This window comes from Butyricimonas sp. RTP31003st1_G1_RTP31003_210430 (genome assembly GCF_040920905.1).
In the GTDB taxonomy this organism is placed as follows: Bacteria; Bacteroidota; Bacteroidia; order Bacteroidales; family Marinifilaceae; genus Butyricimonas; species Butyricimonas paravirosa.
The window spans coordinates 1-25,365 of record NZ_JBCOSQ010000003.1 but is presented as its reverse complement, the minus strand read 5'-3'; the positions used below and the strand labels follow the sequence as shown (position 1 = coordinate 25,365).

22 protein-coding genes are annotated in these 25,365 nt (G+C 42.1%); 13 read left to right on the top strand and 9 right to left on the bottom strand.

What is annotated here, in order from left to right:
• Nucleotides 1–13: 13 nt before the first annotated feature.
• The 6 genes from AB5542_RS01505 to AB5542_RS01480 form a co-directional block, all read right to left on the bottom strand.
• Nucleotides 14–1,354: a permease gene (locus AB5542_RS01505; protein ID WP_279040466.1), complete on the bottom strand. Its 1,341-nt coding sequence runs from the start codon at nt 1,352–1,354 to the stop codon at nt 14–16.
• Nucleotides 1,355–1,367: 13 nt separating this feature from the next.
• The gene (locus tag AB5542_RS01500; protein WP_027202052.1) at nt 1,368–1,601 is read right to left on the bottom strand and encodes a thioredoxin family protein; all 234 of its coding nucleotides are present in this window, start codon (nt 1,599–1,601) and stop codon (nt 1,368–1,370) included.
• Nucleotides 1,602–1,653: 52 nt separating this feature from the next.
• Nucleotides 1,654–2,361, bottom strand: a complete 708-nt coding sequence (locus AB5542_RS01495) for an aromatic aminobenezylarsenical efflux permease ArsG family transporter (protein WP_279040465.1) — start codon at nt 2,359–2,361, stop codon at nt 1,654–1,656.
• Between the two features lie 6 nt (nt 2,362–2,367).
• Complete coding sequence (locus AB5542_RS01490; RefSeq protein WP_279040464.1) at nt 2,368–2,799, bottom strand: nitrophenyl compound nitroreductase subunit ArsF family protein; 432 nt, start codon at nt 2,797–2,799, stop codon at nt 2,368–2,370.
• A gap of 93 nt (nt 2,800–2,892) precedes the next feature.
• Complete coding sequence (locus AB5542_RS01485; protein WP_279040463.1) at nt 2,893–3,216, bottom strand: ArsR/SmtB family transcription factor; 324 nt, start codon at nt 3,214–3,216, stop codon at nt 2,893–2,895.
• A gap of 99 nt (nt 3,217–3,315) precedes the next feature.
• Entirely contained in the window at nt 3,316–4,953 is a 1,638-nt protein-coding gene (locus AB5542_RS01480) for an ABC-F family ATP-binding cassette domain-containing protein (protein ID WP_279040462.1), read from the bottom strand.
• A 375-nt stretch (nt 4,954–5,328) separates the two neighbouring features.
• Between AB5542_RS01480 and AB5542_RS01475 the strand changes: the two genes are divergently transcribed.
• From AB5542_RS01475 to AB5542_RS01450, 6 genes are all read left to right on the top strand, one after another.
• A complete protein-coding gene (locus tag AB5542_RS01475) occupies nt 5,329–6,237 on the top strand; it encodes a PLP-dependent cysteine synthase family protein (protein ID WP_279040488.1) in 909 nt (302 codons plus the stop codon).
• Between the two features lie 141 nt (nt 6,238–6,378).
• Complete coding sequence (gene gnd, locus AB5542_RS01470; protein ID WP_279040461.1) at nt 6,379–7,854, top strand: decarboxylating NADP(+)-dependent phosphogluconate dehydrogenase; 1,476 nt, start codon at nt 6,379–6,381, stop codon at nt 7,852–7,854.
• 2 nt (nt 7,855–7,856) lie between these two features.
• Entirely contained in the window at nt 7,857–9,359 is a 1,503-nt protein-coding gene (gene zwf / locus AB5542_RS01465) for a glucose-6-phosphate dehydrogenase (RefSeq protein WP_279040460.1), read from the top strand.
• Nucleotides 9,356–10,192: a patatin family protein gene (locus AB5542_RS01460; RefSeq protein ID WP_410518821.1), complete on the top strand. Its 837-nt coding sequence runs from the start codon at nt 9,356–9,358 to the stop codon at nt 10,190–10,192. Before zwf ends, AB5542_RS01460 begins: the two co-directional genes overlap by 4 nt.
• 10 nt (nt 10,193–10,202) lie before the next feature.
• Nucleotides 10,203–10,610: a DUF2721 domain-containing protein gene (locus AB5542_RS01455; protein WP_279040456.1), complete on the top strand. Its 408-nt coding sequence runs from the start codon at nt 10,203–10,205 to the stop codon at nt 10,608–10,610.
• A gap of 306 nt (nt 10,611–10,916) precedes the next feature.
• Nucleotides 10,917–11,690, top strand: coding sequence for a Cof-type HAD-IIB family hydrolase (locus AB5542_RS01450; protein WP_279040454.1), 774 nt, complete (start codon nt 10,917–10,919; stop codon nt 11,688–11,690).
• Between the two features lie 109 nt (nt 11,691–11,799).
• Here AB5542_RS01450 and AB5542_RS01445 read toward each other — a convergent pair whose 3' ends face one another.
• The 3 genes from AB5542_RS01445 to AB5542_RS01435 form a co-directional block, all read right to left on the bottom strand.
• A complete protein-coding gene (locus AB5542_RS01445) occupies nt 11,800–13,572 on the bottom strand; it encodes a 1-deoxy-D-xylulose-5-phosphate synthase (RefSeq protein ID WP_279040451.1) in 1,773 nt (590 codons plus the stop codon).
• Nucleotides 13,573–13,584: 12 nt separating this feature from the next.
• The gene (locus AB5542_RS01440) at nt 13,585–14,124 is read right to left on the bottom strand and encodes a flavodoxin family protein (RefSeq protein ID WP_279040450.1); all 540 of its coding nucleotides are present in this window, start codon (nt 14,122–14,124) and stop codon (nt 13,585–13,587) included.
• A gap of 166 nt (nt 14,125–14,290) precedes the next feature.
• Nucleotides 14,291–14,671 (bottom strand): MmcQ/YjbR family DNA-binding protein, encoded by a 381-nt coding sequence (locus AB5542_RS01435; RefSeq protein ID WP_279040448.1) that lies wholly within the window; start codon nt 14,669–14,671, stop codon nt 14,291–14,293.
• 225 nt (nt 14,672–14,896) lie between these two features.
• On the opposite strand from AB5542_RS01435, the gene AB5542_RS01430 reads away from it, so the two are divergent.
• The 7 genes from AB5542_RS01430 to AB5542_RS01400 all read left to right on the top strand — a co-directional run.
• A complete protein-coding gene (locus AB5542_RS01430; RefSeq protein ID WP_279040447.1) occupies nt 14,897–15,460 on the top strand; it encodes an RNA polymerase sigma-70 factor in 564 nt (187 codons plus the stop codon).
• A gap of 84 nt (nt 15,461–15,544) precedes the next feature.
• A complete protein-coding gene (locus tag AB5542_RS01425) occupies nt 15,545–16,705 on the top strand; it encodes a FecR family protein (RefSeq protein WP_279040446.1) in 1,161 nt (386 codons plus the stop codon).
• Between the two features lie 163 nt (nt 16,706–16,868).
• Nucleotides 16,869–20,153 (top strand): SusC/RagA family TonB-linked outer membrane protein, encoded by a 3,285-nt coding sequence (locus AB5542_RS01420; protein WP_279040445.1) that lies wholly within the window; start codon nt 16,869–16,871, stop codon nt 20,151–20,153.
• A 12-nt stretch (nt 20,154–20,165) separates the two neighbouring features.
• The gene (locus AB5542_RS01415; RefSeq protein ID WP_270544174.1) at nt 20,166–21,656 is read left to right on the top strand and encodes a RagB/SusD family nutrient uptake outer membrane protein; all 1,491 of its coding nucleotides are present in this window, start codon (nt 20,166–20,168) and stop codon (nt 21,654–21,656) included.
• Nucleotides 21,657–21,669: 13 nt separating this feature from the next.
• Complete coding sequence (locus AB5542_RS01410; RefSeq protein WP_270544175.1) at nt 21,670–22,506, top strand: DUF4843 domain-containing protein; 837 nt, start codon at nt 21,670–21,672, stop codon at nt 22,504–22,506.
• A gap of 20 nt (nt 22,507–22,526) precedes the next feature.
• Nucleotides 22,527–24,140, top strand: coding sequence for a PKD-like family lipoprotein (locus AB5542_RS01405; protein ID WP_279040442.1), 1,614 nt, complete (start codon nt 22,527–22,529; stop codon nt 24,138–24,140).
• A gap of 857 nt (nt 24,141–24,997) precedes the next feature.
• A partial coding sequence (locus AB5542_RS01400) for a transposase (protein ID WP_368242966.1) occupies nt 24,998–25,365 on the top strand: 368 nt, incomplete at its 3' end.

Here is a 25,365-nt window from a genome sequence, read left to right as displayed (position 1 = left end):
CGAGTTTCAAGTTTTAAAAGAACGAGCCAAAGATGTAACCTGATACGGTTGCCATGATGATAACGAGAGCAACATACACGATTGTCTTTTGGGTTCCCATAACTCCACGAATAACCAGCATGTTCGGTAAGGATAAGGATGGCCCGGCCAGTAATAATGCCAGAGCGGGACCTTTACCCATGCCGGAGGCAAGCAATCCTTGGATAATCGGCACCTCGGTCAGGGTGGCAAAATACATGAATGCACCCGTGAAACTGGCGAAAAAGTTCGAAAGCAGTGAATTTCCGCCTACAGCCCACTCGATCCAATGATTGGGAATGATCCCGGCGATAACCGTGTCATCATGTGTTGAACCTAATAAGAATCCGGCGAAAACAACTCCGATTGCCAATAGTGGTAGGATTTGTTTTGCAAATCCCCAGGAGGAAAAGGCCCATTCCCGGTTTTCATCATCCCGTTTGTCAAAAAGTAGAATCACGGACAATGACGTGATTCCTATAATCATCGGGAGCAAAGGGACCAGCTTGGCATTAGTGATAAACGTGTTGGCGAGAAAGGCGGAAAGTGCCGTCGCAATCGCACCAAGCAATACCCATGTGATAGGTAACTTCAGAATCCGGATGAGTGACCAGCAGAAGAACAGGGCGAGGATTCCCGTGATGTACCACTTATAGGTAAATACATAAAACCATAATCCTTTGTCGGATGCGGCAGGGGCTCCCCAATTGGCGAAGACAAGGATGAGTACCATCGTGAAAAAATGAAATGAAGTTTGCCACATCGGACGTTTCTCCGGTGGTGGGGTGATGTTCATTTGTTCCTCTTTTTTGGCTTTTTCTTCCTTGCGGAAAATGAATGACATGAGAAGACCTATGACAATGGAAAATGTGATAGCTCCAATTATACGGGCAATACCCATCTCCACGCCCAAGATGCGAGCCGTTAGGATAATTGATAAAATACTGATCGCCGGACCGGAATAGAGGAAAGCAATGGCAGGGCCTAGTCCGGCTCCACGCTTGTATATGCTTGTAAATAACGGTAGGATTGTACAAGAGCAAACAGCCAGAATTCCACCGGAGATGGCGGCTATCGTGTAGGATAACCATTTCTTGGCGTTTGCCCCGAAATATTTGAGTACCGCTCCTTGGCTGACGAATACGGCAATGACTCCCGCGATGAAGAATGCGGGGAGCAGGCATAGCACCACGTGTTCTTGCGCGTACCATTTGGCAAGGTCGAGCGTGGCATCAATGGCGGTCATGAACCGCTCGTTGCCGAGCGGCATGAAGAAGACCACTGCGAAAATAGCAATCATCCAAAACAGGATGGTCAATTCTTTCTTGTTGTTCATGACGAAGAGGTTATTAAATACCGAGAATCTTTTTGATTTCACTCTCCGTGGGGACATGACCTTTGAGTTTGACTTCTCCATCGACGACGATGGCAGGGGTTGTCATGATGCCATAATTCAGCAATTCAACGATGTCTTCCACTTTGGAAAGTGTTGCATCGAGCTGATTCTCTTTCACGATTTTTTCGATCATTTCATAGGTTGTCTTGCATTTGGCGCAACCGGATCCCAAAACTTTTATTTCCATGATTTAATTTATTTAATTCGTTATATTACGAACATTGTTCGTGTGAAAAAACTTAGAGATTTATAACCAGACAATAGTATAACCCGATGGCGGTGAATAACCCGCCTACAATCCAATTCAACCATTTTTGTATGGTTTTTATCTTCCCGTAAAAATTGCCGATATGCTGTACGCTGAAAGCCAGAATCCAGGCTGTGGCCAGTACGGGTAACGCAGTTGCTATGGCAAAGAGAACGGGAAGTAGGTAACTGCCTGCCGATGTCGTGGACATCGGGATCAACATACCGAAATAGAAAACGCCGCTCGTGGGGCAGAACGCCATGGCGAATAATATCCCGAGTAGTAAAGCTCCCCATCCGCCCCGACGGGCTAATCCCTCTCCATTACCTTTGAAACCGAATGACGGCAGGTTGAATTTGTGACCGAACAGCATGAATAACCCGATGAATAATAGTGCAGGGCCGAGTAGCATTTCTCCGTATTTGCCGATAAATTTTTGGATACCAAACAGGCTTGAACCTTCTTCCAAAATTAAGATGAGGATAATGCCTAGGAGCGTGTAGGCCATGATGCGTCCCAGCGTGTAGAGCAATCCGTTTCGAAATATCCTGTGGCGGTTCTCGATGTCTTTTCCAATAAAGCCGATGGCGGCAATATTGGTCGCCAGAGGACAAGGGGAAATGGCCGTCAGTAGTCCTAGCAAGAAGGCGGTCAAAGCCGGGGTGGTGCTACTATCCAATAAAGATTGTAACCATTCCATAGATGTTTATTTTAGTAGTTGCCGAATCTTTTGTGTCACGTTTGCCTTGAATGTATCTGGAGCGGAAAGAGCCTTTGCAAAAGCATATTCGGTTAGGTTTTCCGTGGAATCCTTGCCATTTTTCCATTTCGTGATAAAGAGTGAAGACCACGTGACCTCGTATTTGTTGATGATCTCTTCATTTTCAGATTGAGAGATGTCAATGGATTTGAATACTAGGCTGCCGTCTTTCAGTTCGTCGGCAAATAGGGTTTCCACCGTTTCTTTGGTGTTTTTTTCGATTGCCGCACAGGTTATACAGCGTTGCTTGCCATGAAAATAGAGAACTTCGACATGATCTTTTTGTGGTTGTTGTTCTTGGGTTTTGCTGCCTTTTGTGTTTTTGTTGCCACATGCGAAAAGGCTTAGACACATTGTTAACAGTAGGATTACTTTCATAACGTTTTAATTTAATTGATTGTTATTGATATTAATTTATTATGTTTGTATTTCGTCAAACTACGAACAGTATAGTTAATAAAATAGTTGTTACTAACAACAACTACTTTTTTTCGTGTTGCCATGATCAAACAAGCGTACGAATAAATTCTTGGCGATGGCCCAGTTCTCTCGATTAATGCAGTATCGAACTTTGGGAGGCTCGATGGAACCTTGAATTAGTCCAGAATCTTTTAACTCTTTCAAATGCTGGGAAACGGTGGCCTTCGATATGGGTAAGACCTCATGGATGTCACCGAAAAAACAACAATTCTGTTGGGCCAGAAAGTTGAGTATGGCGATTCGTGCCGGATGCCCCATCGCTTTTGCGAAACGGGCGAGTTGCTCTTGATCTATGGTGTATTCTTTCGTTTCCATTCTTAGCTTTATTTGTTGTTCGTAAAATTACGAATAATATTAATTCAAGCAAAACGAATGGATGATATTTTTTATTATTGCAATAAAAGAATTTGACTATCAGTTTTTGCGTTCAATCTCCCGGAGGTTTTCCATTTTCTTTTTCCGCAAGAAACCTTGGATGTCTTCGAGGTGTTCCTTGACTTTTTTGTTACCGAATTCGTAAACCTTGTGGACGAGTCCGGTGAGGAAATCACGGTCGTGAGACACGACGATCAAAGTGCCATCAAACTCTTTCAATGCATTTTTCAGGATGTCCTTGGTACGGAGGTCGAGGTGGTTCGTCGGCTCGTCGAGAATCAACAGGTTCACGGGAGAGAGTAATAGCTTGATCATGGCCAATCGGGTACGTTCTCCACCGGACAGGACTTTCACCTTTTTGTCGATGTCGTCTCCGCTGAACATGAAAGCTCCCAGCATATCCTTGATTTTGTGTTTCAGCTCCATGGGAGTTACGTCGTCGATGGTCTGGAAAACGGTAAGGCTTTCGTCCATGAGAGAGGCTTGGTTTTGGGCGAAATAGCCAATCTTCACGTTATAGCCTAATGTCAGTTTTCCGTTATAGGGAATTTCACCCATGATACATTTTACCAGCGTGGACTTTCCTTCCCCGTTACGACCGACGAAAGCGACTTTCTCTCCCTTCTCAATCGTGAAGTGGGCATCTTGGAACACGATGTGTCCGTCATAGTCTTTCGTAAGCTCTTCCGCGATCACCGGGTATTTACCTGAGTTCGGGGCGGGCGGGAATTTCAGTCTCAGTGCGGAAGTGTCTTCCTCGTCAACTTCCAATATTTCCAGTTTCTCCAACATTTTCACGCGGGATTGTACCTGTAAGGTCTTGGAATAGGTCCCCTTAAAACGCTCGATAAATTCTTTCGTCTCGGCAATCATCTTTTGCTGTTCGTCATAGGCCTTTTGTTGCTGAATGCGCCGTTCTTGGCGTAGTATGAGGTATTGGGAGTAATTTACCTTGTAATCGTAAATACGGCCCATCGTGACCTCGATCGTTCGGGTGGTGATGTTGTCAACAAATGTCCGGTCGTGGGAGATCACGACGACAGCTTTTCCGTTATTCACGAGAAAATCCTCCAACCATTGAATCGAATCGATGTCAAGGTGGTTAGTAGGCTCGTCAAGTAGCAACACGTCCGGGTTTTTTAGCAACATTTTAGCCAACTCGATACGCATACGCCAACCTCCACTGAAATCGGCTGTCGGGCGGTTGAAATCTTCCCGTTGGAATCCGAGTCCCAGCAATACCTTTTCAACATCCGCCTCGTAATGCGTGGAGTCGATGCTATAAAACTTCTCGCTGAGTGCGGATACGTCTTCAATGAGTTTGTAATACTCTGGAGAATCGTAGTCCGTTCTTTCGGTGAGTTGTTGGTTCAACCGTTCAATCTCTTTCTCCATCTCGAAAAGGTGGGCGAATGCCTGTGCCGTTTCATCGAAAACGGTTCTTTCGTTATGGGTCATTAAATGTTGCGGTAGGTAAGCAATAACAGTTTCCTTCGGGTAGGAGATATTTCCCCGGGAGGCTTGGCGTTCTCCCGCTAGAATTTTTAATAACGTGGATTTACCTGCCCCATTCTTTCCCATGAGGGCAATCCGGTCTTTGTCGTTAATAACAAATGAAATATCTTTAAAAAGCGCTCTGTCTCCAAATTCTACTGTTAATCCGTCTACTGAAATCATATTTAATTGAAAATTGAAAGTTGAAAATTGAAAATGGATTTACATTTTCAAATAGCGGTGCGAAGATAAGATAATTTGTTTATATTTGCGATATGAACGATTACAAGTCGTTTGATAAATTATAAATCTGAAGTTTATGAAGACAACATTTATTTCTAATCGTCAATTTCAAGTGAGGGGAACGAACTTTGAATCTTTCAAAGGAATGGGCCGTGCTTGTTGTTGCTGTTGTTGTTGTCTTTAATCCTGCCATTTATATTTCTATAAACGTTTTTCGGTAGGCAGTGATTGTCTCTCCGGTAGGTTTGGTGTATTCAGACCGGCGGGAGGGGAGTGTAATCTAAAATCGTAAATCATAAATCAAAAATAATCATGTTGGTAAAGAAGAACATTCTTGAAACCATAGGGCATACACCTATGGTGCGTATTAATCGTCTCGGTCAGAACCCGAATGTGAATATTTTCGCCAAGTTGGAGGGATTTAATCCCACGGGTAGTATTAAAGATCGTATCGCCTTGCAGATGATCGAACAGGCAGAGCGGGAGGGGCGTTTGATACCCGGTAAAACCATTATCGAACCGACTTCCGGGAACACGGGGATCGGTTTGGCCATTATCGGTATCGTGAAAGGGTATCCCGTGGAGATTGTGATGAGTGAGGCGGTGTCCGTGGAGCGGAGAAAGATTATCCGTTCGTACGGGGGCAAGGTCATTCTGACTCCCGCGGCGGAGGGGACGGATGGGGCTATCCGGAAGGCGCATCAACTTGTGGAAGAAAACCCCGGAAAATATTTTATGCCCGACCAGTTCAGTAATGCCGGGAATTATCAGGCACATTACGAGAACACGGCCATCGAGATCTGGCAACAGATGGAGGGGGAGATAGATTACTTGGTGAGTGCCTTGGGAACGTCGAGGACAATCATGGGAATATCCCGTTTCTTGAAAAGATGTAAGCCGGATATAAAAGTCGTGTCTGCGCATCCCGTGAAGGGGCATTACATTCAAGGTCTAAAGAATATGGAAGAGGCGATTGTTCCGGCTATTTACGATCCTTCCCGGATAGATATACAGGTGATGGTGGAGAGCGAGGAGGCTATTGCCATGGCTCGTGAGATTATTGTCCGGGAAGGTATTTTTGCCGGGATGAGTAGCGGGGCTGCCATGGTGGCAGCTCTGAAAACTGCGGAACAGATAGATACGGGCAATATTGTAGTTATTTTCCCCGATAGGGCAGAAAAGTATCTGAGTACTTCGATGTTTGGGAATTTGGTAGATTATTAAGAGTCAGGGATTTTCTGTTTATCGATCAATTTTGGCTCTCTTTTTGTAGGATGTTCTGCGAGTGTAAATTTTGTTATAATATTTAAGAACAAATTAAAAGGAATAGTCGTACAATAGAGTTACGAATAAATTATTGTTATGATGGAAATATCAGATATAGGATTGATCGGATTGGCGGTAATGGGTGAGAATTTGGCTTTGAACTTGGAAAGTAAAGGGTACACGGTCTCTGTCTATAACCGGGTTCACCCGGACCGGGAAAGCGTGGTAACCCGTTTCGTGGAAGGGCGAGGGAAGGGAAAGCGTTTCCACGGGACTTACACGATTGAAGAGTTCGTGGAGTCCATACGCTTGCCGCGGAAGATCATGTTAATGGTGAAGGCCGGAGAACCGGTTGACGAGTTGATCGGGCAGTTACTCCCGTGGCTTTCTCCGGGGGACGTTATTATTGACGGGGGAAATTCGGATTACCACGACACGGAACGTCGGGTGAAAATGCTGGAAGAGAAGGGCCTCTATTTTATTGGAGCCGGGATTTCCGGGGGAGAAGAGGGGGCGTTGAACGGGCCTTCTATCATGCCGGGAGGTTCCGTGACGGCTTGGCCACTAGTGAAAGATATATTACAGTCGATCGCGGCAAAACTGGAAGACGGTTCTCCTTGTTGCGAATGGATTGGTCCCGGCGGGGCAGGGCATTACGTGAAGATGGTACATAACGGGATCGAGTACGGGGACATGGAACTGATCGCAGAGGCGTATTCCATGTTGAAGAAAAGAACCGGGTTAGATAACGACGGCTTGGGAGATATTTTTGAGTTGTGGAACCGGGGAGAACTGAATAGCTTTTTGATCGAGATTACTTCACATATTCTGCATTATAAGGAAGAGAACGGTGACTATTTGCTGGATCATATTCTGGATGTGGCCGGGCAGAAGGGAACGGGAAAGTGGAGTGTGATGGCGGCTTTGGATGAGGGGGACCCGTTGACGCTGGTGTCGGAGGCGGTGTTTGCCCGTTTCATGTCGTCCTTGGTGAACGAAAGAGAGAGAGCGTCCGTGCAGTACCCCTCTGGTAAGGTGGGGGATATGGAGGCTTGCATTACCTTGAACACTTCCGGAATCGAGGCGGTGAGGGATGCCTTGTACGCGGCGAAACTGATCTCTTACGCGCAGGGATTTTCCTTGATGCGCAGGGCCTCCGAGCGAAATGGTTGGAATCTGGATTACGGGACAATCGCTAAAATATGGAGAAAGGGATGTATCATTCGCTCTGTATTCTTGGAGAGGATTACCCAAGCATTCACGAAGAGTCCGGGATTGCAGAACCTGTTATTCGATGCTTTTTTCCACGAGAGAATGGAAAATGCCTTGCCGGCTTTGCGGGGGGTGGTCGTGGATTGCGTGTTTAATGGTATCGCGGCACCTTGTTTCTTCTCGGCATTGAGTTATTTTGACGGGTTACGTAATTTTACTTCCGCGGCGAATCTGATACAGGCGCAACGGGATTATTTCGGGGCGCATACTTACGAACGTACGGATGCCGAAAGGGGTAAGTTTTTCCATACCGACTGGACGGGAAAAGGTGGAAAGACGGTTTCAGGAACTTATAATGTGTAATTATGAATAGACCGGAGGATCAGGTATTAGTCATATTCGGGGCATCGGGTGATTTAACCAAACGAATGTTGATGCCCTCTTTATACGAGTTACACGTGCGGCAGATGTTGCCGGAACGTTTTGTTATTTTGGGAACTTCGAGGAAATCCATGAGTGATGACGAGTTCCGTTTGTCTATTCGTTCGATGTTGCAGGAGTTGAAAGGGGAGAAGGGATTGAACGGGGAAGAGGTGGATCGTTTTTTACAGAAAGTGTACTACCAACCTTTTGATCCCGTGGAAGGAGCCGATGAGTTGGGAGAGCGGGTGATGTTTTTGATGGAGGGAAATGCCATCCCGATGCGGGTGGTGTATTATTTGGCAACCCCTCCGAATTCGCAACAGGCAATCACGAAATATATCGGGAGAAGTTGCTTGTTTGGTGTTAAGGAACGGGGTGGCTGGCACAGGATTGTGGTGGAGAAACCTTTCGGGACGAGTTTGGAGACTGCGAAAGAGTTGGATCAATCCTTGTTGCAGGTATTCTGTGAACAAGAAATTTATCGTATAGACCACTTCTTGGGAAAGGAGACGGTACAGAATATATTGGTTTTGCGTTTCGCAAACGAGATATTCGAGTCCTTGTGGAATCGGAACTACGTGGATTACGTGGAGATATATGCTTTGGAATCGCTTGGAATCGAGAACCGGGGAAAATATTACGAGACAACGGGGGCTTTGCGGGATATGGTGCAGAACCATCTGATGCAGTTGTTGGCTTTCGTGGCGATGGAATCCCCGGCGACGATGGAACCGGAGGTGATTCGGGACGAGACGGTAAAGGTGTTACGTTCACTTCGCCAATGGAAAGGGGAGGATATTCCTCGTAATGTTGTCCGGGCGCAATACGTGGCCGGAGAATCGAAAGGGCAGCCCGTGGTTGGATATTTGCAGGAAAAAGATGTTGCCCCGAATTCCGATATGGAGACTTACGTGGCGTTGAAAGTTTTTATTGACAACTGGCGGTGGAGTCATGTGCCGTTTTATATATACACGGGCAAGCGTTTGAAAGACAAGCGTTCCGGGGTGGTGATTCATTTCAAATCCACGCCACATAAGTTATTTCAGGGACAATGTGAGGGTTCGTCCTGTAATCAGTTGATTATTCGTATGACACCGGATGAGGGGGTGATGTTGAAGTTTGGGTTGAAAATGCCGGGTGGCGGCTTTACGGTGAAACAAGTGGGGATGGATTTCCTGTATGCCTCGCTTTGTAACAATTATCTGCCGGGAGCTTACGAGCGTTTGTTGCTGGATGCCATGCAGGGAGATTCGATGCTTTACACGCGGGATGATGCCTTGGAGGCCAGTTGGAAGTTTATTGATCCGATCGTGAACTATTGGCGGGAACATCCGGGAGAGCATTTGCGAACGTATACCGCCGGAAGTGAAGGGCCGGATTTGAGTGATGTGTGGGACGTGGCTCCACCTGTTTCGAAAGAAGATAAAAATGTTTGTTGGTTATGATATTAGATGCACATACGGGATTAGTACTTGAAGGTGGTGGAATGAGAGGCGTATTTACTGCCGGGGCGTTAGATTTCTTGATGGATAAAAAGGTTTATTTCCCTTACACGATCGGAGTTTCTGCCGGAGCGTGTAACGGGCTTTCCTATGCCTCCCGTCAGCGGGGACGGGCAAAGACGTGTAATATTGATTTGTTGGATAAGTACCATTATATCGGTTTCCGTTATTTTTTCACGAAACGGAGTATCATGGATTTTGACCTTATTTTTGATGAATTCCCGACCCGGATTATCCCGTACGATTATGATACTTACTTTGCCTCCCCGGAGCGTTTCGTGATGGTGACGAGTAATTGTAGGACGGGCGAGGCGAATTATTTCGAGGAAAAGCATGATCCGGTACGTTTGTTGAATATTTGTCGGGCCTCTTGCAGTCTGCCTTTTGTTTGTCCGGTCTCTTACGTGGACGAGGAACCCATGCTGGACGGGGGAATCTGTGATGCCATCCCGATCCGGAAAGCAATAGCTGACGGGTTCGATCGTAACGTGGTGATCCTAACTCGTAATAAAGGTTACCGGAAAGATGAAAAAGAGAAATCATTGCCTTGGTTCATGTATCGTAAATATCCGGCATTACGGGAGAGCTTGAGGATAAAGAATAAACGTTATAACGAGACGCTTGATTTTTTGGAACAGTTGGAACGGGAGAAAAAAGTAATCTTGATTCGTCCGGAGAAACCGTTGGAGGTGGATCGGATCGAACAAGACGTGACGAAATTAACGGACTTGTATAATCAAGGGTACGAATGTGCCCGTAAAGTATTTAGTATTTAATATTGCGGTTATGGAAGAGCTTACATTGACAACACCTTCTATTTTATTCTCGGCTATATCGTTGATCATGCTGGCTTATACGAATCGTTTTTTGGCGTATGCCCAAGTGATCCGGAATTTGAAGGGTGAACATGAGAATCGGCCGAGTGCGATGACCAAATTGCAACTGGATAATTTACGGAAGCGGCTTTACATGGCTCGGTCGATGCAAATTTACGGAGTGATCAGTTTATTGCTTTGCGTGGTTTGTACCTTTTTTATCTATGTCGGTCTGCAAACCTTGGCCGTTTACACGTTCGGTGTGGCTTTGTTGCTGTTGGTGATTTCATTGGGAATTTCCGTGAAAGAGATATTGATTTCGGTGAAGGCGTTGGAATTTAGGTTAGATAACGTGACCCCGGAGGAAGAGAAGAAATAAAAGGAGTAGTCTATTGTTGTATGTATGATGAATTTGTCATGATGTTGCTGTGCCGTGATAATTTAGTTGAAAAAAAGATTCAAATTATTGCAATATTGGAATAAATGATTTAACTTTGTCAAGAAGACAAATTAGAACTTTAGAAAACAGTCGGCTTCCGGCAGAGATCATCACACCAAAACAGAAATACTGCCTTCTTTTCGATACCATATCATTCCCGACTGTTTTCTTCTTCCTGTAAATTTTGATTTAGGTCAATGAGAGTTGTTGTGTAAATCTGTATTTTTGCGTTGAAATTAGGATGATATGATAAAATCTGTATTTTTTGATATTGACGGGACGTTGGTTAGCTTTAAGACACATCGGGTTCCGGATTCTACGAAGAGAGCAATTGCTATTTTGCGTGCCAAAGGTATTCGGGTATTCATTGCGAGTGGGAGGCAATTGCTGGCTATTAATAATTTAGAAGACTTGCAATTTGATGGTTATGTTACTTTAAACGGGGGGTATTGTATCGTGGGGGAGAAAGTGATTTATAAACATAGTATGCCGTCGGAAGATATGGTTTCTTTAGTGCGATACATGGAAGAACAAGAGAGTTTTCCCTGTATTTTTGTGCATGAAAATACATTTTATATCAATTACACGAACGAACGGACGAACGAGATTTTTCGTTTACTGAACTTCCCGCAACCGCCTAGTCTGCCTTTACGGGAGGCTGTCGAAGGAGAGGTTTTCCAGTTGGTGGCATTTTTCACGAAAGAACAGGAGAAAGCGATTATGGCTGCCATGCCTCATTGTGAGGCAACCCGGTGGAATCCATTGTTTTCGGATGTTATTCCGAAAGGAAGTAGTAAGCAAGTGGGGGTAGATAAAATGTTGGATTATTTTGGAATATCGTTGGAGGAATCGATGGCTTTCGGGGATGGAGGGAATGATGTCCTCATGTTGAAACATGTCGGGATCGGGGTGGCTATGGGAAATGCGGAAGATGAAGTAAAGCTGGCTGCGGATTATGTTACCGATTCCGTGGATGAGGATGGAATTGAAAAGGCTTTACGGCATTTCGGGGTGATTTAGCTGTTTAAATAACTACCCCCCCACTAACTCCTCTTTGCGCAGGGGAAGAAATCGCTTGGTAATCAGCTCTCTCCCTGTGTAAGGGGGAGTTGGAGGGGGTAGTATAGATTTAGTTTTGTTTTTTATCTATGATTTCCCGAATCTCATTCGTGATCTGCGTGTCTGTCAGATGATTTTCTTTTAATAGTTCTTCCAGAACAAAGCGATCGGCAAATTCTTTCTTCAGACCGTAGTTCTTGACCTTCATCTCGGAATCCCCGTAATAGCGGGCAATCTTTTCCCCGAAACCTCCATCCAGTACACCGTCTTCCAGCGTGATCACCAGCTGGTGATTAGCCTTTAAATCTTCCAGCATCTGTTTGTCAAGTCCCGTGATATAACGAGGATTTATCAGTGTGGCTTGGACTCCGATTGCCTCTTGCAACTTTCGACGCACGGACTCTCCCAGCGGGTAGAAATTTCCAAGTGCGATGATGGCCACCCGTTCCCCTTGACAGGTAATTTTATAGCGGTTTAATTCGCTGTAATCCGAGTCAAAGGTTTCACCGCTTTCGATGACAACCGGTCCCGGAACACGAATGGCAACAGGGTGCGTTGTTTGTTTGATACCCCATTCCAGCATGGCGAAATATTCCTCTTTGCAAGTCGGGGCCAGATACACGATATTCGGTATATTGCAGATAAGTGGAATATCAAAGAATCCGAGGTGTGTTTCATCATTCATCCCGGCAGAGCCGCCAAGGAACACCGAAATGACTGCCGGGTTCCGGTTGATACACAGATCTTGCGACAATTGGTCATAGCACCGCTGGATAAACGTGCTGTAAACACCGTACACGGGTCTTCCGCCATTAGCAGCGATTCCGGATGCGATAGCCACGGCATGTTCCTCGGCGATCCCCACATCAACGAATTGTTTTCCGGCTTGTTGCCTGCGTTCGGGATTAAAACCGATAACCGCGGGTGTTCCCGAGGAAATGGCCACCACGGTAGGGTCTTTTTGCATTTGTTCCAGTAGGAATTTTCCTGTCAGATTACAATAATCTTCCGTGTTTCCCCCGTCAGATAACGGTTGCCCGGTCTCTAGGTTGAACGGCATACCCCAGTGGTATCTTTCTTTGTAGGTTTCTGCGGGAGTGTATCCCTTCCCTTTTAGCGTGTGGATATGCACGACCACGGGACGAGAAACGTCTTTTACCCGTGTGAAGGCGTGTATCAAAGCGGTAATATCGTTACCGTCTTTCACGTAGATGTAATCAAGCCCGAGAGACTTGAAAAAATTGCAAGGCGCTTGCCCGTCAGAGTCTCTCAAGGCTTTCAAGTTCTGGTACAAACCACCATGATTTTCGGCAATAGACATTTCATTGTCGTTGACCACCACGATTAAATTGGTACCTGTTTCTCCCGCATTACTTAATCCTTCATAGGCCTCTCCACCACTTAGAGAACCGTCACCGATCACGGCGATAATATTTTCACGATCTCCCTTCAGGTCTCTGGCTTTGGCTAACCCGCAGGCAAGACTCACGGAAGTTGACGTGTGACCGATCGTGAAGAAATCGTGCTTGCTTTCCCGTGGGTTGGTATAACCGGTTACCTCGTCGTACTCTTCCGCGTGAAGAAAGGCATCCTTACGTCCGGTTAACATCTTGTGGGCATAACTTTGATGCGATACGTCATACACGATTTTGTCCACTGGCGAGTTGAACACGTAGTGTAGGGCTATCGTGGCCTCAACCATTCCCAGGTTAGGACCGATATGTCCGCCATGAGCGCTTAGTTTGGTTAGTAAAGCGTGGCGAATCTCATCCGCCAGTATATTTAAATTTTCGATGGAAAGACGTTTCACGTCTTCCGGGGAGTTAATGTTTTCTAGATACATAGTTTTATAAATTTATACTCGTTTTCCTGTTTCGTATGCTTCCTGCATGGCCGGGTTCCCTTTGATTTCTCCGACGTGCCATACGCCTAGTCCGAAGACCACCCCTTTGATGGTAGGATTCTCCAGGCAATCAAGAAATCCCTGGAACGTGTCCACGGTGCGCGTCATTTTTTCTTTATCATTTTCTGCCGCCGTAACGATAAAATAGAACTCTTTGTCGTTCATTTCCGTGTAGAGACCACAGCACCGGTCAATCAAGGTTTTCATCTGGGCACTCATCGTGTAGAAATAGACGGGTGTTGCCATGACGATAACATCTGCAGCCACCATCTTGTCAATGATCTCCGCGGCATCATCCTTTTGCGGGCAAGGTTTATGGTGCAGGCTACACGTGCTGCATCCCGTGCAGTAATTAATCTTTTTATCTCGTAAGAAAATCTTTTCAACGTCATTTCCCGCTTCTTTAGCTCCCCGCAGAAATTCATCGCACAAGGTGTCGGAGTTTCCGCCTTTTCGAGGACTGGAAGAAAGGATTAAAATTCTTTTTGCCATAATATGATTTTTTATAATGATTATTCTAGTGTGTTGTGTTCATAATTTTATGCTACAAAATTACATTACCTCTGTCATTTCATTTGTATATAAATTACAGAGATGCATACCAAAATTACAGATTTTGCTATTTGCGGTAGAGAAGAAGGGGAGGAATAGAAAGATTTTATTCCTCAGAATTTGCTAATGCCTCCCGTTCTTTCTTTGTCAGGCTTCTGACTACAATGTCGTAGGATTTTTTGACTAGTTCTTTGATTTCCTTGTCTGGTATGTCTTGGTTAAAATAAACGCTGATCCAGTGTTTTTTATTCATGTGCCATCCGGGTTTTATGCCCGTGTACGTGGCTCGTAATTCTTCCATTTCATCTGGATTGCATTTGATACAGCAAAAATCAAATACTTCGATATTTACAAAGCAGAACCATTTGCTTGCCACGTAAAAACATAGAACGTCCTGGCTGTATTTATCGGGAACATTCGGGAAGGGCATCTTCTCGTGTACCCCTTTCAATGACAAGCAATATTCTCTGAATTCTTCGATATTCATGTTTGCAAGATTATTCTACAAATTTCAATCTATAATTCCCACGATAAAAGATGTGTGTTGTTTTTGATCGGATAAAACAAATTTCATACCATGGTAATATATGGATCATAAAAATTCTTCTAAAAATAGGAATCTAGAAGAATATGAAAAACAAAATTGTACTCTTTTTTGATGGTTATAAAATTTTATATCTATATTTAAAACGTTGAAAAGTACCAAAGAATAATGTTTCAAGCAAAAGAAAATATAATCCAGGATTTTATTGACGGGAAAGAGTCTGCCTTTAAAGAAATCTACGAAAAGTATGTTTCTACTTTACGTTATTTTGGAAATAAATTCTTACCTGAAGAGCGGGTAATTGAGGATATTCTTCAAGATACTTTCGTGTCTCTTTGGGAAAATAGGAAGAAGTTTCGTAATGAACTTGCGATAAAAAGCTTTCTATATACAGGTGTTAAAAATCGTTGTTTGAATAATCTTCGTCATGAAAAAATTAGGCAGAAATATGTAGAAGGATTTGTGGAAGAACCTTCGGAAAGTTTTCTTGAAAATGTAATTAAAGCAGAGCTGTTCGAAATGTTACATCGTATTTTTGATGAATTACCTCCTGCTTGTAAAGAAGTATACCAGCTCAGTTTGGAGGGGAAAAAACACGAAGAAATAGCTAAACAACTTCATATATCTATTAATACGGTGAAAAAATACAAGAATAACGCTAATCATTATATGCGTAACCGAATTAAAGATTTTAACCTTTTCCTTTTGTTCTTGAATTGCAATTATTTATAAGATTATCTCGAAAAAGTGATATTTTTTTTGTATTTGACTATACACCAAATGATGATTCAAGTGTTTTAGTTGTAAAAATAAGGCATGAACTTTCATTTGGAACATCATATTGCAGAACTTTTATACAGGAGTATACGAGGAGAGTTATCTGATTTTGAGCGCCAAGAACTAAATCAATGGCGATCCGATTCTCCAATGCATGAAACTCTTTTTATGCGTCTACAGGATGATGAATATATAGACGAAGAGTTGGGAGTTTTTATTAAAAGTGAAGAAAAAAATTCCGTTTTATGGGGACGCATTCGTGAAAACAGTATTCTTCGGAAGAAGAAAAGATTTATAAGATTTTCCTGTTGGGGGGCGGCAGCTGTTTTGTTATTGGTAATTTGTGTTTCTTTATTTATTAAGGAGGGGGAACAGGAAGTTGTTCCTGTTGCAATTCAAACAATATTACCGGGAAGTCATAAGGCAACACTACTTACGGAAAATGGGGAAGAGATAGAACTTTCAGATTCTGTTCGAATGTCTATTGAACAAGGAGTTATTGCTTCAAATAATCAATTGGAGTATGGTGATTCGATAAAGGAATTAGCATCGGGGTATTATCATGTATTAAAGATTCCGAGAGGGGGAGAATATCGTTTGAAACTTTCAGACGGAACTATTGTGTATTTAAATTCTGATAGTGAACTTCGTTATCCGGTAAGTTTTTGTGCAACTTCTCGTGAAGTAGAGTTAAGAGGAGAGGCTTTTTTTGAAGTGGTGACGGATCCGCAAAGACCATTTGTTGTGAATGCAGAACAAGTGCGAGTAAAGGTGTTGGGAACTTCTTTTAATGTCAATACTTATGACAAAGATTATATAGAAACAGTTCTTGTGAAAGGGCGTGTTGGGCTCCAGATGGAGGGTGATACTCAAGAGTGGGAAGTTAAGCCGAATGAATTGGCTCGTTATGATCGAAAAAATAAAACGATGGAAGTAAAAGAAGTAGATATTTTGCCTTACGTGACTTGGAAAGAGGGACATTTTTTATTCAAGAATCAAAGTTTGGAGAAAATAATGGATATCATGGCTCGTTGGTATGATGTAAGTGTTGAATTTCAAGATGAATCTATAAGAAATCTTCATTTTACTGGAGATATCAAACGGCATGCGAATTTTTCTATTATATTGAAAGCGTTAACTTCGTCAGTGAATGTAAATTACAGATTGGAAGGTCGAGAATTGATATTATATATGAAATAAATAAACGGAAGGTGAGGGAACACCTTCCGCTTTTACACTCTTCATATGCAACGGGAATTGCCAATAGAAGAGAATTTATAAATTAAAGTAATTCAAAGTTATGAAAAAAAAGTGGTATTTACTTCTTTTTCCGAAATATCGGAATAGAAAAATTTTGAGGGTTATGAGATGGAGTATCGTATTAATCCTTGTCTGTGTATTACAAGTGGTTGCCATTGAGGTATCGGCACAAGAAAAGGTCTCCTTGAACTTGAAGGATGTATCTGCAGAACAAGTGTTTCGGGAAATCAAACGTCAAACGAAATATGATTTCGTGTATAATGAAGAACAATGTAGGGATCTGGGAAAAATGAGTGTGAACGTGAAGGATGAACCTGTAGATAAGGTGTTGGATAAGTTGCTTTTGGATAGAGGATTTTCATGGGATTTGCTTGAGGGAGGAATCATTTTGATAAAAGTGCAAAGTAAATCTCCGGATAAGAAGCAGGAATTTAAAATTACGGGGAAAGTGATAGATCAAAGTGGGGAAGTTTTACCGGGAGTTGCTATCTTGATTAAGGGGACGACGATAGGAGTGGCCACGGATGCTAATGGCGAATTTTCGTTAGTACTTCCCAAGGATTCAGTGGTTTTAATATTTTCTTTTATCGGAATGGAAACTCAACATGTCGCAGTTCCTAAGTTTAAAGTTGGTGAATATCATCAAGAGTTAAAAATTACGATGCAAGAAGAGAAAGTGGCGTTAGAAGATGTTGTGGTCACCGGTATCTTTACTCGTAAAAAGGAAAGTTTTACAGGATCGGCTTCTACATATACTGCTGCAGAGTTGAAAACGATGGGTTCCCAAAATATTTTGCAGAGTTTGAAAACGCTTGATCCGGCTTTTGCGATCTTGGAAGATAATCAATTCGGTTCAGATCCTAATCGTTTACCGAACATGGAGATTCGAGGGAAATCAAGTGTGTTAGGTCTGCGTGATGAGTTGGATGCTGACCCTAATCAACCCTTGTTTATTTTAGACGGGTTCGAATCGTCATTAGCTGTAATTAATGATTTGGATATTAATCGTATAGAGTCTATTACGATATTAAAGGATGCGGCTTCAACCGCTATCTATGGGTCGAAAGCTGCTAACGGGGTTGTGGTGGTAGAAACAGTGAAACCTAAATCGGGAGAACTTCAGGTGAGTTATAACGGGAATCTCAATCTTTCTATACCGGATTTGAGTAGTTATAATTTGATGAATGCGAGAGAAAAATTGGAATTCGAGAGATTGGCGGGAGGATATTCTCCTGCAAATTGGAGTGCAGAAAAAGAGATTGAATTGAATGAATTGTATAACGGGAAATTGGAAGCTGTGGAGAGTGGGGTAAACACGTATTGGTTGGCAGAACCATTACGTACGGGGATAAATCAAAAACACTCTTTATACGTGCAAGGTGGTGAAGGGCGTTTCCTTTTTGGTTTGGGTGTAGGGTATAACGGAATTTCAGGGGTGATGAAAGAGTCTTTGCGTGAAATCATCAGTGGCAATATCGATTTGATCTATCGAATGGAAAAGTTTCAATTCTCTAACAAGTTTTCGATTAACGTGACAGATATAGAGAATCCTGTCGTACCTTTTCAAGCTTATGCGGAAGCAAATCCTTATTTCAAGAAACGGAATAAAGACGGGATTGTCGAGAAATGGTTGGAGAAAAATGATTATTTCGAAGCGTTTAACCCGTTGTGGAATGACAACCTGAATAGTCGCAATGAAGGGAAGAACGTTTCATTAAGCAATTATTTCGTGGCAGAATATTTTCCCACACAAGAATGGCGTATACGTGCCCGTCTGGGTATAACCTACGGGAATAATGATGCGGAGGTATTTTATTCACCAGAGGATACGCGTTTCGAAGATACGGAAGCATTGAAGAAAGGTGAATATACTTCAACTAATACCCGGTTGAATCAAACAGAAGGGGAACTTAGTGTAACATGGGCTAAAATATTAGGAGTACATCGGATCAATTTGGTTGCCGGGGGAAATTTCAATGCGAGTAAGTCCTTGGTGCAAGGATATTCGGCACAAGGTTTTCCCAATGGAGATTTTACTTATCCTTCTTTTTCGAACGGGTATCCGGAAAACGGAATTCCCACGTTTTACGAGAGTGTCTCTCGCTCTTTGAATGGTTATTTTAACGTGGGGTATTCGTTTGACGATCGTTATTTGATGGATTTTAGTTTGCGTGGTAGCGGATCTTCCGTGTTTGGATCATCTAAAAAATACAACACAACCTGGTCTGTCGGTTTAGGATGGAATTTGCACAAGGAAAAATTTGTCCAAAATAACTTTAGTTGGATTAATTTGTTGAAATTGAGAGTTTCTATTGGTAATCCTGGAAATCAAAATTACGACTCGGCCCAAACGTTGTTGACTTATGCTTTTCAATATGGTTCAATGAATTATTTCGGTTTAGGAGCTGTTTTGGATCAAGTTGGTAATTCTGATTTGAAGTGGCAAACGACGTTAGATAAAAATATTGGTATTGACATTACTTTGTTGAATAAGCGTTTAAATATTACAGTTGATTATTTTCATAAAGTGACGGACCCACTTTTGATACGAATAGGGATGCCGCTATCTTCTGGAACACCAACCTATATGACAAATGCCGGAGAACAGATCTCGCAAGGAGTGACGGCTACAGCTTCTTATTATATCATTCAGAAGTTTGATAAACGTTTTTCATGGATGGTACGTGCTAACTTGCGTACGCAGAAAAATCGAATTGATAAGATTGGGGACAAATTGTCGTTGTTGAATGCGAGTGGCAAGGGTGCTAACACGGTTCGATATTATGACGGGGCAGATCCGGATGATATTTGGGCTGTAAAATCGGAGGGAATAGATCCGGCTAACGGTAAAGAGTTATACTACGATAAAAATGGGAATTACACGTATGATTTTTCGTATGATAATGAAGTGATTTGTGGTAATACTCGTCCGAAAATAGAAGGAGTTTTGGGGACTTCTTTGAACTGGAAAGGGTTGTCATTTAGTTTGAATTTCCGTTATCAATTGGGTGCAGATGTGTTTAATGAAGCTTTATTCAATAAAGTAGAGAATATCTCTACCAAAGGGTTGAATAAAAATCAAGATAAACGAGCGCTTTACGAGCGTTGGAAAAAACCGGGTGATCTTGTACGTTTTAAGGATATTGCTAATGCGGCATCCACCCCGATGTCTTCTCGATTTGTACAAGAAGAGAACGTGTTGACGTTGGAGTCTGTCTATCTTGGTTACGAGTTTTATGATGGTTGGATTCAGAAGTTAGGTTTGAGTAATCTGAAAGTGCAGGTTTCTATGCGTGATGTATTTAGAGCATCTTCTATTAAATCGGAGAGAGGTATTTCCTATCCTTTTGCTCGGAGTTTAGAAGCGGGATTATCGTTTAATTTTTAAAAAACAAGTGGTATGAAATTACATATTATCATATATTTGAGCCTATTGTTGTTTCTAGGGAGCGGGTGTTCTGACTTTTTAGACGTGCAGCCCAAGGATAAACAATCAGAGGAGCAACTTTTTGCCACACGTGGTGGTTTCTACACAGCCGTGAACGGGATTTATAATAAATTAGCCTCTTCATCGCTTTATGGCAAGAATCTTACTTACGAGATGATAGATATTCTCGCTTTTCGTTATACGCCGTTATCCGTGAATAAATATTATACAGCTTTGGTGAAGCCGGATTACACGGATGAGACTGTTGAGGCTAATTTATCGAATATTTGGTCGTCGGCTTATTCCACAATCTTAAATTGTAATGTATTGCTTAAAAACTTGAAGATTAGCACCGGTGTGTTAAACGAACAGGAGAAAAAAGTACTAACAGGGGAAGCTTTGGCCTTGCGTGCTTTCTTGCATTTGGATATGCTACGTTTGTTTGGACCTGTGTATGTGAAAGACCCATCAGCAGAAGCAATTCCATACAATGAATCGGATAAAGTCTCGGCGTTGCCAATATTATCAGCCGATACGGTCATGGGACGAGTGTTGCGGGATGTTCATGCTGCGGAACAACTACTTGAAGGAAATGATCCCGTGATAGAACAAGGAGCTATGGCTTCTTTAGAAGATGATCAGGAGGTATATTTGCGTTATCGTCAATTGCGTTTTAATTATTATGCTGTTTTGGCATTAAAGGCTCGGGCATATTTATATGCTGGGGATAAAGTGAATGCATTAAAGGCTGCTCGCCAGTTGTTGACAGATGAGAATGTGGCGAAACATTTTCCTGCGGTGGATCCGAATAAATTGTTGGCTAACCAGAGAACTCCGGATCGGGTTTTCTCTACTGAGGTCTTGATGGGATTCTATGATAAAGCTCGGGCTGATATTTACACGTATTATTTTGATGACGAAACTGCCGGAAACAATTTCTTGCAACCTAAAGCCAATTTCGTCTTGAGTAGTCTTTTTGGTAATGAAAGTCAGGATTATCGTTATCAAACACATTGGAGGGCAGCGACTAGTGTGGGAGTACAAGGAGATATCTTTATAAAGTATAAAAAGATTGATAAGCCTAAGGATGAGAAAAATCCTGATAAACCGGACGAGAATTTAGAATATTTTCACGCCGTGTTGATGCCATTGATTCGTTTGAGCGAGGTGTATTACATTGCGGCGGAATGTGAGCCGGAATTGGCAGATGGATATAAATGGTTAAGCGAAATACGAGCTAAACGCGGTTTACCTTCTTTGACTGTGAACAGTGAAAGAGATTTGAGAATAAAATTGAATAACGAGTATGCTCGTGAATTCTGGGGAGAAGGACAAACCTTTTTTTTACACAAGAGGTTAAACACGGATTATTTGTGGATTGATGAAGCGGGATATAATTATAATGGAGCAAATTATCTTGAATATACAATTCCGTTGCCAACGGGAGAGATTGAAAATCGTTAAAAGAGAAAGAGTTATGAAATTGAAAATTTTATTATTTGCGGTAATGTCATTTCCCTTTTTGTGGAGTTGTGATAAAGAAGAGATTCCAGTATTTGCGAGTAATGATGCGGGAATTTATTTTCAGAGATTGACGAGTACCGTTTATGGTAGTACAACGGAATATTATAGTGATTCAACCGATTTTTCTTTTGCCGGGATGTATGCTTATTACACGAGCCATGTACTAAATGCTCCTGTTTTGACCATGGGGAAAGTGGTAGATTATGATCGGCCGTTTAAGGTTGTCGTTGATATGGAAGAATCAACAGCTATTGAAGGGATAGATTTCGAGATAGAATTGGACTCGCTGGTTATTAAGGCTGGAACCAGTAATGCGGTGGTCCCGGTTCGTCTCCTACGTACGGAGACTCTATTGGAGAAATCGTTGAAAATCGTGCTTCGTTTGCAAGAGAATGAACATTTTAAATGTTATCTGGAAACCTATAAAAACACGAATCTTTACACGGTAAAAGGAGAACAAATCAGTGGTGTTCGTTATGTTTTCACGTTTAATGAAATGTATACTCAACCCAATTTCTGGAAAAATTATGCGGAACAAGATTATTTTGGAGAATGGACACCCAAAAAGTATCAGGTAGTGAATCAAGTGTGTGGATTAACCCCAAGGGATTGGCAATATGCTAATATGTACGGGTATAAAGTGCAGACAGCACGACTTCCTTTCTTTGCTCGAACCGTGCGAATTTATTTGCAGGAGCAGGCTGATGCGGGGAATCCTGTAAAAAATTCGGATGGAAAGTATATGCAATTAGCTCCGAATTATGAGGTAGATTATTCTGATTATCAATAATTGTTTAAAGAATTGTCAATATGAAAATGAAAAATATAATATTATTCTCGTTCATATTCTTTTTGATGTCATGTTATGATGATAAGGGGAATTATGATTATCGTGAGATGGCAGAAATTAGAATTGAGAATTTGCCCGAGACGCTTGAAATTCTTGGCGGTATAGAGCATATTGTTGCCCAGCCTAAGGTGACTTCTTCATTGGAAGGAGAGATTAAGGATGGAAATCCTAATTTTGAGTTTTCTTATAGGTTGGAGAAAAAGGGAGGAAGTCAATTGTATGATGAGGCATGGGTAGATTTAAATCCATCTAAATCGTTGAAGTTGGATACATTAATTTCAATCCCGTCAGGGAATTATGTTGTGTGGTTTGCGGTAAAAGATAAGCGTTCTTCTATTGAGTATTCTACAACTTTTGATGTGAAAGTGACTTCCTCTACGTATGAAGGTTGGTTGGTATTGTGTAACGAGGGTGAAGAAAAGCGTGTGCGGATGGATATGATTTCGGTGATTTCGGCAGATCGGATTGAGCCCGCTTATGATTTGTTATCTTTGTTGGGACTTCCTGATTTGAAGAATGCAACAAAGATTGGATTCTATCCGGCCCCTGTTCAAACAGGGGATGTTATTTATCTAATGTCGGAAGAAGGTACTTACAAACTTAACCAAAATACTTTCGAGACGAGTGATATGTATAACATTTACACGACAGATTTTATCGTGGCACCAAGCGATCCGGATGAAAATATTATAGAATATATGCCATTGGCACACATGGGTCCTCCTACGGCACGTGCTATTTTTGCCGTTTCAAATAAAGGGAATGTTTATGCTTTGGTAACGGCTACGGGTGCGGCTTTTGAGATGCCAATCAATACTTCTGTTCGTGGAAAGTCCCCGGAATATCGTGTAGCCCCGTATGTTGGTATAAGTATGGTTCGCTACCCGGGAAACAGTACTGCGGCCCTGTTCTATGATATAGATAATAAACGTTTTGTGGGTTGGAGTTTCAAGAGTCCCACAACCAATGATGTAAACCAGATATTGACACCTGTTCCTAACCCGGAAGTCGGAAAATTGTTTGATTTTAAAACCGGAATGGATTTAATTTATATGGAGGGGACTAGCTACTCGAATGGTTTGGTATATGCCATATTGCAAAACACTTCCGGGAAACGGGTTATATATGGGATTAACATGAGCGGAGCGGGGTTCGTGCAAGAGAGTATATACGAAAATTTGAATGCACCCGATTTTGATAAAGCGACCGTGTTTGCCTTCCATTCACAGTTCCCTTATATGTTCTATGGTGTGGAAAACAAGGTGTACTTGCATAATTTGGGTACTAATATAACTTATGAAATGACAAATATCGGATTGAGTGCCAACGAGGAAGTGACCATGTTGAAGTTTAATTTGTATCATAATAACTATTGGTGGCCTGAACCCACAGAAGAATTTATGGCTCGTCAGTACGAGTTGATGGTGGGTACTTATGATAATAGTGTTAGCGGTGTGAATGGTGGAAAGTTAGGGTTCTATAAAGTAGATGGAACGAATAATTCGATAACAAAACGAGTGGAATATTCCGGTTTTGCTCGGATAAAAGACGTCCGGTACAGAGAAAGACGTTAAATTATACTTGTGGAAAGTACAAATTAGGGTGTGTTAGTTTATGGCGATTTTTGAGAGCGGAAGGAACGCAATTCCTTCCGCTCAATTGTTTATATCACGATTACCGTGACACAACGATCGTCCTTCATTAGATACTCGAATACAGATTTTGTAGCGACCGGGAGGTACGGTGTGGTTCCACAGTAACTCGATGATCCCTTTTCGCACCATTTGGATATATAGACTCAACTTGGGAGAGATTGTAATGGAAATGAGTATCCCGTATGTATAAAATGGATATTAATACGTTATGAATGAATAAAGTGAATGAATTTCTAATATTCACGAGGAAGTTGAATCTATTCATTTAATCAGTTACAATAATTATTACCTTACTGATCGTTCTAATGAGAACTCGAAGAAAAAAGGTGGAGATATAGTGGAAAAACTACCTTTTTCTCGTGGATCATTCAGAGCTTAAACAGAGCTTAGACATCCCCGTTATGGATGAGCAACGTTTGAGTTTCGAATGAGCATAAAGTAACGGGTATTATTTGGAACTTATCTGTTCTTTATTTGGAATATATTTGCGTATAAATCCTGAGCTAAATATTCATTTATTTTACTATTTAATTTCGTTTGTTTATTTGCTATCTTTAATGTTGGAGTTTCTGCAATCACAAGCACTTGAATAACATATATAACGAAGAATATCTTATTTTGGGATAAAACATAGGATAGTGTATACAAGAGGTTTGAGACACTATCGACACTATACTACTCATGGGAACTGTAGCGCGAAATGCGATAGTGTTTCAAAAAGTGTGTAAATTCCGAATTGATTATTTTTGTAATGCAATTTTCAAAAATGAATTATTATGGAATTTACACATGAACAAATCTCGGAAATAATTTCCGAAATCACAAACGGTGAACTAGGTTTACAAGGCTTGGTTAAACAAGGTTTAGAGAGTTTAATGTTATCGGAACGTGATCTTCATAACGAGACACGTGGTGACGTGAGTAACGGTTTTCGTGGTCGTCGAGTATGTCATGGAGGTAAGGTCTTCGAACTTCGGGTCCCGCGTAGTCGTAACAACCATTTTTACCCGATGTTACTAGGGGTGCTAAAAGACCAGGAAGAAGAGGCTCAAAAGCTAGTGAGTAGTCTTTATTGCAGCGGTTTAACCACGGAACAGGTGGGTAAAATTTACGAGCAATTTTACGGTAAACATTACAGTAAAAG